The following is a 16,530-nucleotide window of genomic DNA, read 5'->3' as shown; positions in this document are numbered from 1 at the left end:
AATCAATGGTAAGGGAAAAGAAATTAAGAGTGATTGATGCAAATTTACTTTTCTTTATTGGAGCCTTAATTTTTCTAAGTGGTGGCGCATATTTTCAACATCGAGAGCTTGTGTCAGGTTTAATTATTACTCAGTTAGGTGTCGTGTTAGCACCTCCACTATTATATTTAATCATTAGAAAAATAAATATAAAAAAGGCTCTAAGGATAAATAAAATAAGCCTAAAGCATGGGATATTAGTAGGAATGATTACACTACTAATGTATCCTGTAGCGGTAGTCGCAAATGCAATAATTATGTTACTTCTAAGTCTTATGGGAAATATAAATGTTCCTCAGATTCCTATGCCAGAAAACACCAATGAATATGTAATTATGATGTTAGTGGTGTCTCTATTGGCAGGTTTTTGTGAAGAGGTGCTTTTTAGAGGATTTGTACTTTCAGGTTATGAACCAATGGGGAAGAAGAAAGCAATTATTTTTTCGGCGCTATTATTTGGCTTTTTTCACTTTAATATTTATAACTTAGCAGGACCAGTAGTGTTAGGATTGGTTTTTGGTTATCTAGTAATACTAACAGACTCCCTGTGGGCTGGCGTGATTGGCCACATGGTGAATAACGGTTTTGCAATAACCTTAAGTTTTATCATTAATTATCTTTCAGATATTTTAAGTTTAAATGAAGCAACGACAGTAGAAACTCCAGAAGTTTCTACAACAATAGCTTTATTGGTGAGTTTAATTACAATAGGAGTAATAGCAATAGTTACAAGCATGATAGCTTATAAATTGGTAAAGATAATTAAGAAGGATCGACAGGCAATAATTGAAAATCAGAAGGAAGAAATAATAGAAACAGATCAATCAAATGTTGCAGATGAAAAACTTTTAAATGAAATGAATAAAACCTACCCGATAGAATTTTTTCCTTTGTATTTAACAGCTCCCCTATATGTTTGGATGGCGGGAAGTCAAATTCTAAGAATTATTCGAATGGGCTAACAATGAAAAGAAAAAAGGACTGCCGCAGGCAGTCCTTTTAAAAAGTTTTACAGAGCAAAATATAAAATAATCATCACGGGGGAGTGAAAAATTGATTATATTTTAACATAATTAAACTGTATCATTTATTAATTAGGAAATCAACTAAATTGAGATATATGAACATTTTTTAAAATTATTATGTAATTTACTTAATATTTTGGGATAAATTATTAATTTATTTTCCATAATATAAAAAAGGAGGATTTTATATGGAAAATAAAAAGAAAGAGGAATTTTCAGATGAGCTTTTAATGAAATATGAAATTGCAGAGGAATTAGGCTTAATTGATAAAGTAAAGTGCTATGGTTGGGGCGAATTAACTGCAAAGGAGACCGGCCGTATTGGTGGTTTGATGACCGTTAGAAAAAAGAAGGCAAAATAGAGGGTATAATAGTAAATGCTAGTTGATCATTATGACTATATGACTATGAATAGACACCTTGATGTCTATTCTATTATTTTTTGATAAAGATAATCTAATATAGCTTTTGTAAATAAATCTCTGAAAATACCTAATGATGGGTTATGGGATTATATCTAATTTATGCAATTTCTTCATTTATAGATAAAAAGAGTAGAAAACTTAGTAAAGAGGATTATTTTTCTGCTAGAATATATTATAATAATAGAGATATTAAATTAATGTAGGATGAGGGAGTAATCTGATGATAAATCAATATAATGATTTTGCATATGTGTATGATCGTTTAATGGAGGATGTTGATTATAAGGGATGGGTGGTATATCTTAAAGAAATTTTCAAAAGGGAAGGAATAGAACCTAAAAAGATATTAGAGTTGGCCTGTGGTACAGGTAACATTACGCTACCATTATCTGAAGAAAAAGTAGAAGTAATGGCTGTCGATATTTCCCAAGAAATGTTGATGGTTGCTAAAGACAAGGCCCTTACCCTCGGTAAAGACATCTTATTTGTAGAACAGGATATGACCCAGTTAGAACTTGAAGGAAAATTTGATGTCTCTCTATGTATGTGTGATGGAATTAATTACATACTAGAAGAAGAGGAGCTAGTAACACTATTTAAAAAGTTACATCAGCATCTGACAGAGGAAGGTATATTTGTTTTTGATATAAGCTCATATTATAAATTAAGTGAGATTTTAGGAGAAAATACTTATGGAGAAAATCAAGGAGATTTATGCTATCTCTGGGAAAACTACTTTGATGAAGAGACCAATATTTTAGAAATGAATCTTGCTTTTTTTCTTCAAGAAGAACAACTATATAGAAAATTTGAAGAATATCATCAGCAAAGGGCCTATCACATTACTGAACTTAAATCTTTACTATTAATGGGGGGCTTCAAGTCTGTTAGTGTCTATGATGGATTTAAATTTGATCTGCCCCATCAAGAAAGTGAAAGAATCTTTTTTGTTTGTCGTAAAGACTAAATTTGACAGTAGTATTGCCATATGATAAACTGCTTTAAGAATTTGTTATATTACATAGACATATGAATTTAGTAAGGTCTAGATGACCAATATTGAATGATAATCGACATAAATAAGTCTACAAAATATTAAAAGTAGAAAACAGAAGATAAGATTATATAAGAGGTGAGTTATATGCAAAATAAGATATTAAGAGTAACAGCTGCCGATAATAGTATACGAGGATTTTTTGCTAATACAACAGCAATGGTAGAGAAGGCTAAAGAGCTTCATTATACCTCTCCAGTTGCAATAGCAGCACTAGGTAGAACATTAACAGCAACTTCTATGATGGGACTAATGTTAAAGGAAGAAAATCATAAGATTACAGTAACCATTAATGGAGGAGGCCCTTTAGGTTCAGTTGTTGTAACAGGAAATGCAACAGGAAATGTTAAAGGTTATGTTAATAATCCCCAGGTGGAGACGACAAATATTCGTGAAGGGAAACTAAATGTTGGAGCAGCAGTTGGTACTAAGGGTGTCATTACCGTTAGTAAAGATATTGGTCTAAAAGAACCTTATGTTGGTTCATATCCATTATCAACAGGAGAAATTGCAGAGGACTTTGCTTCATATTTCACCTATTCAGAACAACAACCCACAGCAGTGGCTTTAGGTATTTTAATTGATACAGATTATACGATTAAGGCTTCGGGGGGCTACATTATTCAGGTAATGCCTGATATTTCAGAAGAAATTCTAACTAAGCTAGAGACTAAACTACAAACTATTGAGCCTATTACTACTTTGATGGAACGAGGAATGACATTAGAAGAAATTCTTCAACATGTATTAGGGGATTTAGGGGTGAAAATACTTGAAGAATATGAGGTAGATTTTGTTTGTGATTGTCACGAAGAAAGGTTAGAGAAGGCTTTAATTAGTATTGGAAGAGAAGAATTAAAGAGTATTATTGAAGAAGATGGTGGGGCAGAATTAGTTTGTCACTTCTGCAATAAGAAATATTATTTTGATAAAGACCATTTAGCAAGATTGCTAGAATCTATCTAAGGCTTTAGAAAATATAAGATAGAAAAAGTATAATTTAAGCTTTAATAAAATTTTCAATCTTTTAAGAGTAGAGAAATTGCATAGGAAGTTTACTTGTCATATTAATTGTTATAAGGTACTCTATTTTGCAATTTCTCTATTACTATTATTCTTAAAGGATTATTAAAGGATTAATAATGAGGGATTTAGTTTTCATTTAAGTGATTAAAAATTGTATCAAATAAGTGTTGCAATACATATAATATTTGTGTATAATATATTTTGTCGCAACGAGATAAAAAAAGTATTGCCCAGATAGCTCAGTCGGTAGAGCAGGGGACTGAAAATCCCCGTGTCGGTGGTTCGATTCCGCCTCTGGGCACCAAATAGGGCGGCATAGCCAAGTGGTAAGGCAGAGGTCTGCAAAACCTTTATTCCCCAGTTCAAATCTGGGTGTCGCCTCCATTAAAAAAAACAAACCTGTAGGGTTTGTTTTTTTATTTTTTTGTTTATTTTGTTTTTAAGTAACAGCAGGAACATCTTAACATATATTATTAAATAAGGCTAAATCAATATTAGTTTTTATCCTATATTGATGCCTTTAAGTTAAAAATTACTACTTACTAAAAAAGGAAAAATAGTAACACAAATGGCTTTAATAGAATTTACTGTAATGAAGCGAGAAGAATATCATTATTTATTAGACATATACTACTATTACAGCTGAAAGGGAGTGATTAAGGTGAACTTGCTGCTAATAGAAACCAATAAAAATGCTGAAGTTCTAAAGTCAAAGCTGAAAAAACAGTTGAAAATATTTGAAGTTGAAGGGATTAAATTAAAGGAAGAAGTAATTAATAAAGAGGTCTCTAATCATATAAAATATAGTGTAGAAATAGAAAGTGTAAAAAAGTATCCAATAAGTGATTTCATAGCCCTATTCAAAGATCATATTGCTAAGGGCCTTTGGGAGTATATACAAGCTGTTGAAGAAATTAATATTCTGCGTAAAATGATAGATAAAGAATATTATTATTTTGATGAACGGGAAAGATTAGAAATTGAAAGAAATGCAATAAACATTTTAAAAGAAGAAAATCGTGTCACGTTATTAGTTAGCCAAGAAGACTATACGAGAAGATCGAAGGTGATTAAGGCCATTACAGAATACTTAAGTAATGAAAGTCAAATTAATATTGATGGCTTTATTACTTTTAGATTAAAGGATTATTATTTAGAACTTGAGGAAACGATTGAAAAAGCAGTAGAAGATTTTCTCATGGATAAAGAATACAATGAGTTTATAAAGCTACTGAAATATTTTGTAGACATTCAAGATTCTAAAATAGAGCTGATACATGTTGTTTTAGAAGAAGACCATAGCTTTAAATTATATGATTTTAAAAATGAAGAAATTAATAATGAATATTTGAGGGAGGTAGCTAACGAATTATCCAATAGTAATTTCTTAAGCTACGAAGATTTATTAATGAGCTCCCTCATCACTATGGCACCAGAAAAAATTATCATACATCAGGTAGGTAGGCTGAGATATACAACCGATATTATTAAAACGATTTTACGGGTATTTACTTCAAAGGTAATGGTATGTAATGGTTGTGAGTGGTGTTCTGTGGAAGCCAACCTCGAAACCAATGTTAATAAAGAATAATTAAAGAATATTAAAGAATAATTAACGAATCAGTGGCAATAAAGAACAAATATAAAAGAGAACAATCAAATAAAAGAACAATCAAAATATAAAAAAGAAATATCAAAAATAGTAAAGATGAAAATAACTCCCCTAGCACTGGCTAGGGGTTTATTATATATCCTTCAAGATAATATTAATGAAATTTAATATATATATTGCTGTAGTGAAAAGAGACAAAAAATGATATAATTCTTATTATATGGACAAGGTATAGAAGAGGTGAAAGATAATGAACACAATTACCCTACTACTTTTTTTATCAGGAATTGGAGCTTTAATTGGTTGGATCACTAATCTCATAGCTATTAAATTAATGTTTAGGCCCTTTGAACCAGTGGCAATTCCTTTACTTCCTTTAAAGATTCAGGGGTTAATTCCTAAGCGAAAACATGAAATTGCTAAAAGTATAGGAAACACTGTACAGGAAGAACTACTTTCTCTAGAGGAAATTATTCAGCAATTTATTGAAAAACAAGATCAGCAAGAAATCATTAATATGATTAAAATAAAAATTAATGATGTACTGGCAAAAAGATTACCTGCCTACATTCCTTCGACGATTAAAGGAATGATTAAGAATTACATTAATGATGTTATTGATGAAGAAGGAGCAGAAATGATCAATTCTACTATGGAAAATATGATCCATAAAGCCGCCGATAATATTAATTTAGCAGAGATGATAGAAAAGCGCATTAATGAATTCCCTATGGAAAAGCTAGAAGAAGTTGTGATGAAAATTGCAAAAGAAGAGTTAAAACACATCGAAATTTTAGGGGCACTATTGGGGATGATGATTGGATTATTTCAAGGTATAATTATTGTTTTATTGTAAAAAATACATATAAACCCCTTGACAATATTCGGAACAATCATTATAATTAATTAAATATAATTTTATAATTTGCTAAGAAGAGGAAGAGTAGGTTAAACCCAATACTTAGAGAGGAAGTATCGTAGGCTGAAAGTACTTCTGTAGATGGATAACTGAAAACTACCTTGGAGCTAATTTCCAGTAGCATTTATGTGAAAAGAAATTCGGTGACTCCGTTATCGTCTACAAGTTGGATTTGATTAATCAATTTAGGTGGAACCGCGGGAATATGTCTCTCGTCCTATACGAAAGTATTTGGACTGGGGGCTTTTTTTATTCTTAGATTTATACATCTTAAAATTTAAAATACAATTTATAAATTTAAAAAGGAGGTTCAAGAACATGGAAAAAGTGAAAATTACACTTAAAGATGGTTCTGTTAGAGAGGTGAATAAAGGAACAACCGTTTATGATATTGCTAAAGAAATTAGTGAAGGACTAGCTAGAGTAGCCCTTGGGGGAGACATTAACGGAGAAGTAGTTGACCTAGCTCAGCCAGTAAATGAAGATTGTGAGTTGAATATATTAAGGTTTGATGACGAAGGTGGTAAGGATTCCTTTAGACATACTAGTGCCCATATTCTAGCACAGGCAGTAAAAAGATTATATCCAAACACAAAATTAGCGATTGGACCTTCCATTGAAAATGGTTATTACTATGACTTTGATTCAGAACATAAATTTACGCCTGAAGATTTAGAGAAAATTGAAAAAGAAATGCAAAAAATCGTTAAAGAAAAATTAGAGTTGAAGCGATTTGAACTACCAAGGGACGAAGCAATTGCCTTCATGGAAAAACAAGGAGAAGATTATAAAGTAGAACTTATTCGAGACCTTCCAGAAGATGAAGTAATTTCCTTCTATCAACAGGGAGAATTTGTAGACCTTTGCGCTGGTCCCCATGCTCCTTCAACTGATAAAGTTAAAGCCTTTAAGCTACTAAATGTTGCTGGAGCCTATTGGAGAGGTGACGAGAAAAATAAAATGCTTCAAAGAATTTATGGTACTTCCTTCGAAAAGAAAAAAGATCTTGAAGAATACCTACATCGTTTAGAAGAAGCAAAGAAAAGAGATCACCGTAAAATAGGTAAAGAACTAGATTTATTTAGCTTGCAAGAAGAAGGACCAGGGTTCCCCTTCTTCCATCCAAAGGGAATGGTTTTAAGAAATCAATTAGAAAACTTCTGGAGAGAAGAGCATGCTAAGCGAGAATACGACGAAATTAAAACCCCGATCATTTTAAATGAGCAATTATGGAGACAGTCAGGCCACTGGGATCATTACCAAGAAAATATGTACTTTACAGATATCGATGATTCAAGATATGCAGTAAAACCAATGAACTGCCCAGGCGCAATTCTTTCTTATAAGCGTAAAATGTACAGCTATAGAGATTTTCCAATTAGAATGGGTGAATTAGGACTAGTACATCGCCATGAGCTTTCAGGAGCTTTGCATGGATTGATGAGGGTTCGTTGCTTTACTCAAGATGATGCCCATATCTTTATGCTACCAGAGCAAATTAAAGATGAAATTATTGGCGTAATTGATTTTGTCGATCATGTTTATAAAATCTTTGGCTTTAAATACCATATAGAATTATCTACTAGACCAGAAGATTCAATGGGAACCGATGAAGAGTGGGAAATGGCAATTAATGCGCTAAAAGAAGCTTTAGAAGCAAGAGAGCTACCCTACAAAATCAATGAAGGAGACGGAGCCTTCTACGGACCTAAAATTGACTTTAAACTAGAGGACTGCATTGGTCGTACATGGCAATGTGGAACAATCCAATTAGACTTCCAAATGCCCCAACGTTTTGATCTAAGCTATGTAGGTGCCGATGGAGAAAAGCATAGACCGATTATGATCCATAGGGTAATCTATGGAAGTATGGAAAGATTTATAGGGGTGCTAATCGAGCACTTTGCAGGTAAGTTCCCAACTTGGTTATCACCAGTACAAGTAAAGGTTTTACCAATTACAGAGAGACATCTAGACTATGCTAAAAAACTAAAGTCTAAAATGGCAGCCCAAGGTATTCGGGTTGAAGTAGATGGTAGAAACGAAAAAATTGGGTACAAAATTAGAGAAGCCCAGCTTTCAAGAGTACCTTATATGTTAGTATTAGGGGATAAAGAAATAGAAGCAGAATCTGTAGCAGTAAGATCAAGAGATAAAGGTGAATTAGGAGTAGTAACAACCGATCAATTTATTGAAGATATATTAAAAGAGATTGAGAGTAAAACATTATAAACTTAAAGATAAAAGAGACTTGTATTGTAAAAAAATGCAAGTCTTTTTTATGTATTTAAAGGAATTTATCAAATAAAAGAGAAATAATATTACTCTAGATAACCGACTGTCAAAAAGGAGAATTAGAATGACTAAAAAATGGAGCATAATAATTGTCTTAGTTTTATCTTTAGTTATAGTTTTTAATGTATCGAATGTGTCAAATGTATATGCAAATCAGCTAAGTCTAGCTTCACCTACAGCAATTTTAATTGATTCAGAAGATGGTCAAGTTTTATACGAGAAATTTGCTGATGTCCAAAGACCGATTGCAAGCACTTCTAAGATCATGACCTATATTCTTGTAATGGAGTCTGTTTACAATGGAGACATAAGGCTTAGTGATAAAGTTAGGATTAGTAAAAAAGCTTCTGACACAAAGGGAACATCTTATCAATTAAAAGAAAAAGATGCTGTTTCAGTAAATGAGCTCTTGCAATCGATGATGATTATTTCAGCAAACGATTCGGCAGTTGCGCTAGCAGAACATGTGGGAGGAAGTGTGGATAATTTTGTTAAAATGATGAATGGGAAGGCTAAAAGTCTAGGTCTTAGTAGCAGCTATTTTGTTAATCCTACTGGTCTACCCCAGGATAATGGAGATCAAAATCATATGACGGCAAAAGAACTAGCAAAGCTTTATTCTTATGGGTTAAGTCAATATCCTAATCATTTAATTCCAATGGTAAGTAAGGAGGAATTTTACGGAACCTATAAAACCTTTAGAAGCAAAAATACTAATATATTGTTAAGTACAACAACATACATTAAAGGGATGAAGACAGGTTTTACTAATGCAGCAGGCTACTGTTTAGTATCTATTTCTAGAGTTAAGGGTTCTAATACAAAGTGGCTGATCGGAGTTGTGTTAGGAAGCAACACCAGTGATATACGATTTGAAGAAAGTAAAAAACTAATAGATTATGGGTTAGAGAACTATTTAGATCAAATAGTTGTTAGAAAAGGTGATCTATTAGATTATTTAGAAGTGGAAATAGAAAATGATAGGATTCCAATAGAAATTACAGCAGATGCGACAAAATCAGTTGTAGTCCATAGAAATCGTAGATTAGCAAAAAATAAAGTCTTAATAAAAAACATACCACAACAAGATCAAATCGTTTCAAACTTGATTAATCAAGAACAAATGATAGGAAGGCTATTATTAACTAATGGAATGGAGATAGAAGTACCCATTCGATTTAATAGAGGAATTACAGTTATTATAAATGGGGATCAAATGAATTTTAAGAGTGCATATCCGAAGATTATTGATGGTAGAACCTATATTTCCATAAGGGATTTTTCTGAGACTTTTAATCTTTTATTGGAGTGGGAACAGTCTAGCCAATCTATACAATTAAAAAATGATGAAAAATCCATTAGGTTAATAACAAATGATAAAAGAGCTTATATAGAAGATATTGAAATCATGCTAGAAGAAGGACCATTACTAATTGAAGATCGATTGATGGTACCCCTTAGGTTAATTACTGAAATTTTTAATGCCCATGTACAGTGGAATCAAGAACAAAGAACCATTAATATTACGATTAGATAGTAGGCTTTAGAAAGGGATAGGTAACAAAAGCTGTCTTAATGATTCAAAACCATATAAGACAGCTTTTTATTTTGCTTAGTTTTAATTAGTTTTAATTTGCATATAGGGTAGTTACACAGCCTTCAGTTCATCCTCTTCAATCTTAAAGTCTCCTAAAAGTTCTGCTAATTCATCGGCATTCAACGTTTCTTTTTCCAATAAAGCGTTGGTAACCTTGACTAAATCCTTCTGGTAGGTCTTTAGATAGTTTAGGGTTAACTCGTAGCATTCATCAATGATTTTGTTCATTTCTTTATTAATTTGATGACTTAATCCTCTTGTGAGGGAAGGTTCTTGGAACATAAAGCCTAAGTCGCTCATACCATACTCACAAACCATTTGTACTGCCAAATCAGTCACTTTCTTTAGATCATCCTTTGCCCCAGTAGAAAGGTGCCCATAAATCAACTCTTCTGCGGCCCTACCCCCAAGCATAACCATAATTTTTTGACATAATTCTTGTTTAGTTAGGATGTAGCGGTCGTCTTGAGGCATATGCAAGACATAACCTAATGCCTGTCCTCTAGGAATAATAGAAACCTTTTGCACCATGTCTGTACTTAAAATTTTACCAATTAAAGCGTGGCCAGCCTCATGATAAGCAACAATTTCTTTTTCCCGTTGTAGAATCGTTGGGTTTTTAACCTGTAGACCTGCAATAACCCTCTCTATTGCCTGATCAAAATGATCTGGGGTGATGATCGTTTCATCTTGTCTAACGGCTATGATGGCTGCTTCATTAGCGATATTAGAAAGATGAGCGCCACTCATACCATGGGTTTTTTTTGCTAATGTTGGAATATCAACATCAGGACTAAGGGGTTTGTTTTTAGTATGAACCCTTAAAATCTCTTCTCTTGCCTTTACATTGGGGTTTCCAATGTACATGTGTCTGTCGAATCTTCCAGGTCTTAACAGGGCTTCGTCTAGTAAATCCATACGGTTAGTTGCAGCAATAACAACAACAGTTTGATCGGTATTAAAGCCGTCTAACTCTACTAATAGCTGATTAAGAGTTTGGTCTTTTTCGTTATTGCTGTCTATATGGCGTTTTGCTCCTATTGCGTCAATCTCATCTATAAAAATGACACTTGGAGCTTCTTTTTTTGCTTTTTCAAATAAGGTTCTAATCCTTTTAGCACCAACACCTACATATTTTTCTACGAATTCAGAACCACTGGCAGAAAAAAAAGCTGACTTTGTTTCTCCAGCTACAGCAGAAGCCAAAAGGGTTTTGCCAGTACCAGGAGGACCATGAAATAAGATCCCTTTAGGAATCTTTGCCCCCATCTTTATGTACTTTTCAGATTTCTTGATGAAGTCAATTACCTCCACTAACTCCTCTTTTACCTCTTCTAAGCCAGCAACATCTTCAAAAGTAATTTTGGGTTTTGTAAAGAATTCGTTTCCGTTTTGCTCCTTTTCTTTCTTTTCGGTATTAATGGTTGCATGGGCATATTGTGGTTTCTTATCCAATTTGATATAGTATATGAATAAGAAAACTGTAATTCCTGCCACCAGCAGACGATCTCCAACGGAGAAACGATTATTTAAGCTATCTCCATACCATAGAGAATAGCTAGATATTACTGTTAATGTAATAAAAATACACAGCAAAACAAATATAATCCTTTTTTTCATTCCATCACCACCCTGCTTATTTGTTTAAATTTAGCATGCCCAAATCCATCTAAAAAATAATGGAATAATAGTAAAAGTTTTTAGGAAAAATTTATTACATAAGGAAAACCATTGACCAACCTACAATTTATTTATGTAATTTTCACATGATATATATTTACATAATTACACACTATATAAATAAATTAGAAAAAAGTAGTTGACAAATACTTTTCTAGTTGGTATGATGTTAAAGATGATAAAAATCAAGTAGAAGTTTTCCGCTTCTCACCCTTCAACAAAGGTTAGTAGGGTTCATAGTTAGATGGTTATGGTTAGCTTTTGATTTGCTAATTTATAATTTTTCTTGCTAGGTTTAATGAAGCGGATACTTTGAGTATTCGTTTTTTTTATTTGTTGTCCTTGAACTTTTTAGGAGGTGTCGGGTTATCAGAGATGTAAATGAGTTGCAGATTAATGAGGAGATTCGCGATAAGGAAGTTAGACTAATCGATGCAGATGGAGAACAATTAGGTATTGTATCTGTTAAAGAAGCTTTAAGCCTTGCTACAGGCAAAAACTTAGACTTAGTTAAAATTGCTCCACAAGCGAAACCACCAGTCTGTCGTATAATGGATTATGGTAAGCACAAATATGAGCTTGCCAAAAAGGAAAAGGAAGCAAAGAAGAAGCAAAAAGTTATTACAGTTAAAGAAGTAAGGCTGAGTCCAAACATTGAAAGCCATGATTTAAATGTAAAGGCAAATCAAGCCTCTAAGTTCTTAAAAAATGGCGATAAAGTAAAGGTAACTTTACGTTTCAGGGGTAGAGAACTAAGTAATACAAGCATCGGTTTAAAAGTAATTAAGGAATTTGCTGCTGTATTATCTGAAGTAAGTGTTATTGAAAAGGAAGCTAAATTAGAAGGTAAACAAATGATCTTAATCTTAGCTCCTAAAAATGCTTAGTGATAGCATAATTTGAAGGGAGGATTATTCCAATGCCAAAAATGAAAACCCATAAAGGTGCTGCAAAGAGACTTAAGAAAACTAAATCAGGTAAAATCAAGCGTTTTAAGGCCTTTAAAAGCCATATCTTAACTAAAAAGTCTGCGAAGAGAAAGAGAAATCTTCGTAAAGGTACTCTTGTATTCAAGGGAGACCAAAAGAGAATCGCTCAATTATTACCATAAGGAATGTAGAAAAGGAGGTTGTAAAAAATGGCTAGAGTTAAAGGTGCTGTAAACGCACGTAAAAAACATAAAAAAATATTAAAGCTTGCAAAAGGTTTTAGAGGAGCTAGAAGTAAGCTGTTCAGACCTGCAAACCAATTCGTAATGAAGGCGTTAAAGCATGCTTACGTTGGTAGAAAATTAAAGAAGAGAGAGTACAGAAAACTTTGGATTGCCAGAATTAATGCTGCTACAAGACAAAATGGTTTATCTTACTCAAGATTTATGAATGGATTAAAATTAAGTGGAATCCAAATGAATAGAAAAGTTTTAGCTGAAATGGCTATTCATGATAAAGAAGGTTTTGCAAAGTTAGTTGAAGTAGCTAAGCAAAAGCTTAACGCATAGTTTTACTTAATTAAATAATTGGACTATTCAAGCCCCTAGATTCAAGGAGCAAGAAAAATCAGTTAACCTAAGTATTTAATCATACGTAAGGTGCTGGCTTTTTCGTAGCGACGAAGAAGATAGGGGTTTTTTAATAGAATAAACACATTAAATCAGATTTTTATAAAAAACGGTTTACATACAGGCTAGGTATGAAGGACTCACCAATGGAGATAATTAATAATATATTACTATTACTTACGATAAATTGCCAAATATATTGGTAAAACATGTAATTCTATTATATAATAGATAATATATTTTAGGTCTTTTTTAGCCGCAAAGAAAGAGGGGTACTATGGAAAAATTTGAACAAATGAAGCTAGACCCTACTCAAATCCTTGTAATGGGATTTGCCTCGGTTATTCTTATCGGTACAATGCTACTAAATCTACCAATTTCATCAGTCGACGGAAGAAGTGTAGGATTTTTAAATGCACTTTTCACTTCAACCTCAGCAGTCTGTGTAACAGGTCTCGTGGTGGTAGATACAGGAACCTATTGGACAACCTTTGGAAAAACCGTAATTATAACCCTCATTCAGATTGGTGGATTAGGGTTTATGACAATGGCAACTTTATTTGCTATGATCTTAGGTAAAAAGATCTCCCTAAAGGAAAGACTAATTATTCAAGAATCGTTAAATCAAAATAGTTTAGAGGGGTTAGTTAGATTTGTAAGATATATTATATTAGGGACCTTTATTATCGAAGGAACAGGGGCATTACTTCTTGCCTTTAGATTTGTACCAGAGTTTGGCCCTGCTAAGGGAATAGCCTATTCAATATTTCACTCTATATCAGCCTTCGCCAATGCAGGGTTTGATATTATTGGAGATGGAAAGGGATTAACCCCTTATGTAACAAGTCCAATCGTTAATATTGCCATGTATATGTTGATCATTATTGGTGGTTTGGGCTTTTCAGTTTGGGTGGATATCTTTAATAAAAGAAGTAAGTTTAGAAGGTTTAGTCTCCATACTAAAATGGTACTATTTTTAACTGCTCTTTTAATTGGTGTTCCCTTTATTCTTTATTTAATACTAGAGTGGCGAAATCCAGCTACTTTAGGAGAACTCAGTTTTACAGGAAAACTTTGGGGGGCACTTTTTCAAGCTATTACACCGAGAACAGCAGGGTTTAATACAATTGATACTGCCTCATTAACCAATGCATCAAAGCTATTAACGATTATGCTCATGTTTATTGGAGGTTCTCCTGCGTCCACAGCAGGGGGAATTAAGACGGTTACCTTTGGGGTTATTATCTTTACAGTAATTTCTATGATAAGAGGTCGTGAAGATACAGAGCTTTTCGGTAGAAGAATTTCAAGAAATATTGTTAACAGAGCACTAACAATAGGGGTAGTAGGAATTACTCTTGTAACAAGTGTAACAATGATTCTTACCATTACAGAAACAGGATTAGATTTTATGGAAGTCCTTTTTGAAGCTGTTTCTGCCCTAGGAACAGTAGGACTGTCATTAGGCGTTACATCACAATTAAGTGTAATTGGTAGAATTGTAATTATATTCGCTATGTTTGCTGGAAGGGTAGGGCCATTAACAATAGCCTTTGCTTTAGCAAGACAGAATCGAAAAAATAAAGGGGTAATCAGATATCCTGAAGATAAAGTAATTGTTGGATAGGAAGGGTGAAAAAATGAAACAGTTTATTGTTATTGGTTGTGGGCGTTTTGGAAGTAGTGTGGCAAAAACCCTATATAAAATGGGAAACGACGTTTTGGCGATTGATGGTCATGAAGAGACAGTTCAAAGTATCTCCGATGAGGTTACCCACGCAGTACAAGCAGATGCCACAGATGAACATGCCCTAAGGTCTTTAGGTATTAGAAATTTTGATGTAGCTGTCATTACAATTGGTTCAGATATTCAGGCTTCTATTATGGCGACACTAATAGTGAAAGAATTAGGTGTTAAATTTGTAGTAGCTAAAGCTCAAAACGAACTACACGCAAAGGTATTATATAAAATTGGTGCAGATCGAGTTGTTTTTCCTGAAAGAGACATGGGTATTAGAGTTGCCCATAATCTAGTTTCTAGTAATATATTAGATTATATAGAACTTGCACCAGATTACAGTATTATGGAGATTACTGCTTTAGATGATTGGTTAGATAAATCATTGATAGAAGCAGATATTAGATCAAAATATGGTGTTAATATTATGGCTATTAAACATGGTAATGAAATTAATGTTTCTCCAACCGCTCTAGATGTAATCCATAGAGGGGATGTATTAGTTGTAATTGGGCATAATAATGATCTAAAGAAGTTAGAAAGATAAGTTGGTGAAGACGTGTCAGAAATGATAACCAGTGATAGTAATCCTGTTGTAAAACATGTAGCAGGATTAAAAATCAAAAAGAATAGAATAAAGCATAAGCAATTTGTAGTAGAAGGTCTTCGGTTTATTCAAGAAGCCCTGCATCATGCTGTTTCTATTGAGTATATACTTTATAGCGATGGATTAAGAAAGATAAAAGGTGGAGAAGAATTATTTGAGGAAATAGAGGGACAATATAAAATGTATACCCTCTCAGATAAGCTGATGGTTAAACTCTCTGATACAGAGAATCCCCAAGGAATTATGGCAGTCATCAATATGCCAGAAGTTTCTATTGATCAGCTATCCTCCAATAAAAATCAATTCTTAGTGATACTAGATGGAATTCAAGACCCAGGTAATATGGGAACAATTATCAGAACAGCTGAAGGTGCAGGTGCCGATGCAGTTTTATTAACAAAAGGAAGTGTAGATCCCTTTAACAGTAAGACTTTAAGGGCTACAATGGGTGCAATTTTTCATTTTCCTGTGATTTCAGTTGAAAACAATGAAGAATTAATCGACTACCTTAAAAAACAACAAATTAGGTTGATTGCAACCCATCTAGAGACAAAAAATACATATAATGATATCAGTTATAAGGGAAATATAGCTCTGTTAATTGGGAATGAAGCTAACGGAATTAAAGATGAATTTTTATCCCATGCTGATGAGGTGATAAAAATACCAATTGTTGGTAAGATAGAATCTTTAAACGCATCGGTGGCTGCTGGTATATTAATTTATAAGGCTTTAGAAGATCGCAGTTAATTGTTTAGAAATTTCAAAAAAATTCCTTCCGACGGGTAGAAGTACCTTGTTTGCCCAAAAAACCTATGCTATAATAATAACTATAAAAAGGATAGGTGAAGGAGTGAAGTTCCGTGAAGAATGCAGATGTTTTCTGGAGAATTTTTGAACTAACTGGTTCCGTTAAAGCCTATATCATGTACAAAAAAATGATTATAAATTGAAT

At 33.1% G+C, this 16,530-nt stretch carries 15 protein-coding genes, 2 tRNA genes and 1 other annotated feature; of the genes, 16 read left to right on the top strand and 1 reads right to left on the bottom strand.

Annotated features, from left to right (window positions below; translation table 11 throughout):
• Positions 1-5 precede the first annotated feature (5 nt).
• From T335_RS0107910 to T335_RS0107865, 10 genes are all read left to right on the top strand, one after another.
• A complete protein-coding gene (locus T335_RS0107910) occupies positions 6-1,001 on the top strand; it encodes a type II CAAX endopeptidase family protein (protein WP_026477066.1) in 996 nt (331 codons plus the stop codon).
• A gap of 251 nt (positions 1,002-1,252) precedes the next feature.
• Entirely contained in the window at positions 1,253-1,426 is a 174-nt protein-coding gene (locus tag T335_RS0107905; protein WP_026477065.1) for a small, acid-soluble spore protein, alpha/beta type, read from the top strand.
• Positions 1,427-1,709: 283 nt separating this feature from the next.
• Complete coding sequence (locus T335_RS0107900; protein ID WP_156943656.1) at positions 1,710-2,456, top strand: class I SAM-dependent DNA methyltransferase; 747 nt, start codon at positions 1,710-1,712, stop codon at positions 2,454-2,456.
• A gap of 174 nt (positions 2,457-2,630) precedes the next feature.
• A complete protein-coding gene (gene hslO, locus T335_RS0107895) occupies positions 2,631-3,509 on the top strand; it encodes an Hsp33 family molecular chaperone HslO (RefSeq protein ID WP_026477063.1) in 879 nt (292 codons plus the stop codon).
• Positions 3,510-3,797: 288 nt separating this feature from the next.
• Positions 3,798-3,873 (top strand) — tRNA-Phe (locus T335_RS0107890).
• Between the two features lie 5 nt (positions 3,874-3,878).
• Positions 3,879-3,953 (top strand) — tRNA-Cys (locus T335_RS0107885).
• A 277-nt stretch (positions 3,954-4,230) separates the two neighbouring features.
• Positions 4,231-5,160, top strand: coding sequence for a putative sporulation protein YtxC (gene ytxC / locus T335_RS20160; RefSeq protein WP_051569197.1), 930 nt, complete (start codon positions 4,231-4,233; stop codon positions 5,158-5,160).
• Between the two features lie 271 nt (positions 5,161-5,431).
• Complete coding sequence (locus tag T335_RS0107875) at positions 5,432-6,037, top strand: DUF445 domain-containing protein (RefSeq protein WP_026477062.1); 606 nt, start codon at positions 5,432-5,434, stop codon at positions 6,035-6,037.
• 65 nt (positions 6,038-6,102) lie between these two features.
• Positions 6,103-6,323, top strand: a binding site (T-box leader).
• Between the two features lie 95 nt (positions 6,324-6,418).
• Positions 6,419-8,332 carry a threonine--tRNA ligase gene (thrS, locus tag T335_RS0107870; RefSeq protein ID WP_026477061.1) on the top strand — a complete coding sequence of 638 codons (1,914 nt, stop codon included), beginning with the start codon at positions 6,419-6,421 and terminating at the stop codon, positions 8,330-8,332.
• Between the two features lie 127 nt (positions 8,333-8,459).
• Entirely contained in the window at positions 8,460-9,932 is a 1,473-nt protein-coding gene (locus tag T335_RS0107865; protein WP_026477060.1) for a stalk domain-containing protein, read from the top strand.
• 111 nt (positions 9,933-10,043) lie between these two features.
• Here T335_RS0107865 and T335_RS0107860 read toward each other — a convergent pair whose 3' ends face one another.
• Positions 10,044-11,612 (bottom strand): ATP-dependent metallopeptidase FtsH/Yme1/Tma family protein, encoded by a 1,569-nt coding sequence (locus T335_RS0107860; protein ID WP_026477059.1) that lies wholly within the window; start codon positions 11,610-11,612, stop codon positions 10,044-10,046.
• A 446-nt stretch (positions 11,613-12,058) separates the two neighbouring features.
• On the opposite strand from T335_RS0107860, the gene infC reads away from it, so the two are divergent.
• From infC to rlmB, 6 genes are all read left to right on the top strand, one after another.
• A complete protein-coding gene (infC, locus tag T335_RS0107855) occupies positions 12,059-12,559 on the top strand; it encodes a translation initiation factor IF-3 (protein WP_242837264.1) in 501 nt (166 codons plus the stop codon).
• A 32-nt stretch (positions 12,560-12,591) separates the two neighbouring features.
• Positions 12,592-12,783, top strand: a complete 192-nt coding sequence (gene rpmI / locus T335_RS0107850; RefSeq protein WP_026477057.1) for a 50S ribosomal protein L35 — start codon at positions 12,592-12,594, stop codon at positions 12,781-12,783.
• A gap of 27 nt (positions 12,784-12,810) precedes the next feature.
• Entirely contained in the window at positions 12,811-13,170 is a 360-nt protein-coding gene (gene rplT, locus T335_RS0107845; protein WP_026477056.1) for a 50S ribosomal protein L20, read from the top strand.
• A 337-nt stretch (positions 13,171-13,507) separates the two neighbouring features.
• Positions 13,508-14,857, top strand: a complete 1,350-nt coding sequence (locus tag T335_RS0107840) for a TrkH family potassium uptake protein (protein WP_026477055.1) — start codon at positions 13,508-13,510, stop codon at positions 14,855-14,857.
• A gap of 13 nt (positions 14,858-14,870) precedes the next feature.
• Complete coding sequence (locus T335_RS0107835; protein WP_026477054.1) at positions 14,871-15,515, top strand: potassium channel family protein; 645 nt, start codon at positions 14,871-14,873, stop codon at positions 15,513-15,515.
• A gap of 21 nt (positions 15,516-15,536) precedes the next feature.
• Entirely contained in the window at positions 15,537-16,325 is a 789-nt protein-coding gene (gene rlmB / locus T335_RS0107830; protein WP_026477053.1) for a 23S rRNA (guanosine(2251)-2'-O)-methyltransferase RlmB, read from the top strand.
• Positions 16,326-16,530 lie beyond the last annotated feature (205 nt).

The organism is Alkaliphilus transvaalensis ATCC 700919 (assembly GCF_000621485.1).
GTDB lineage: Bacteria > Bacillota > Clostridia > Peptostreptococcales > Natronincolaceae > Alkaliphilus > Alkaliphilus transvaalensis.
Note: the sequence above shows the minus strand (reverse complement) of the source record. Positions and strands in the feature narration are given on the sequence as shown.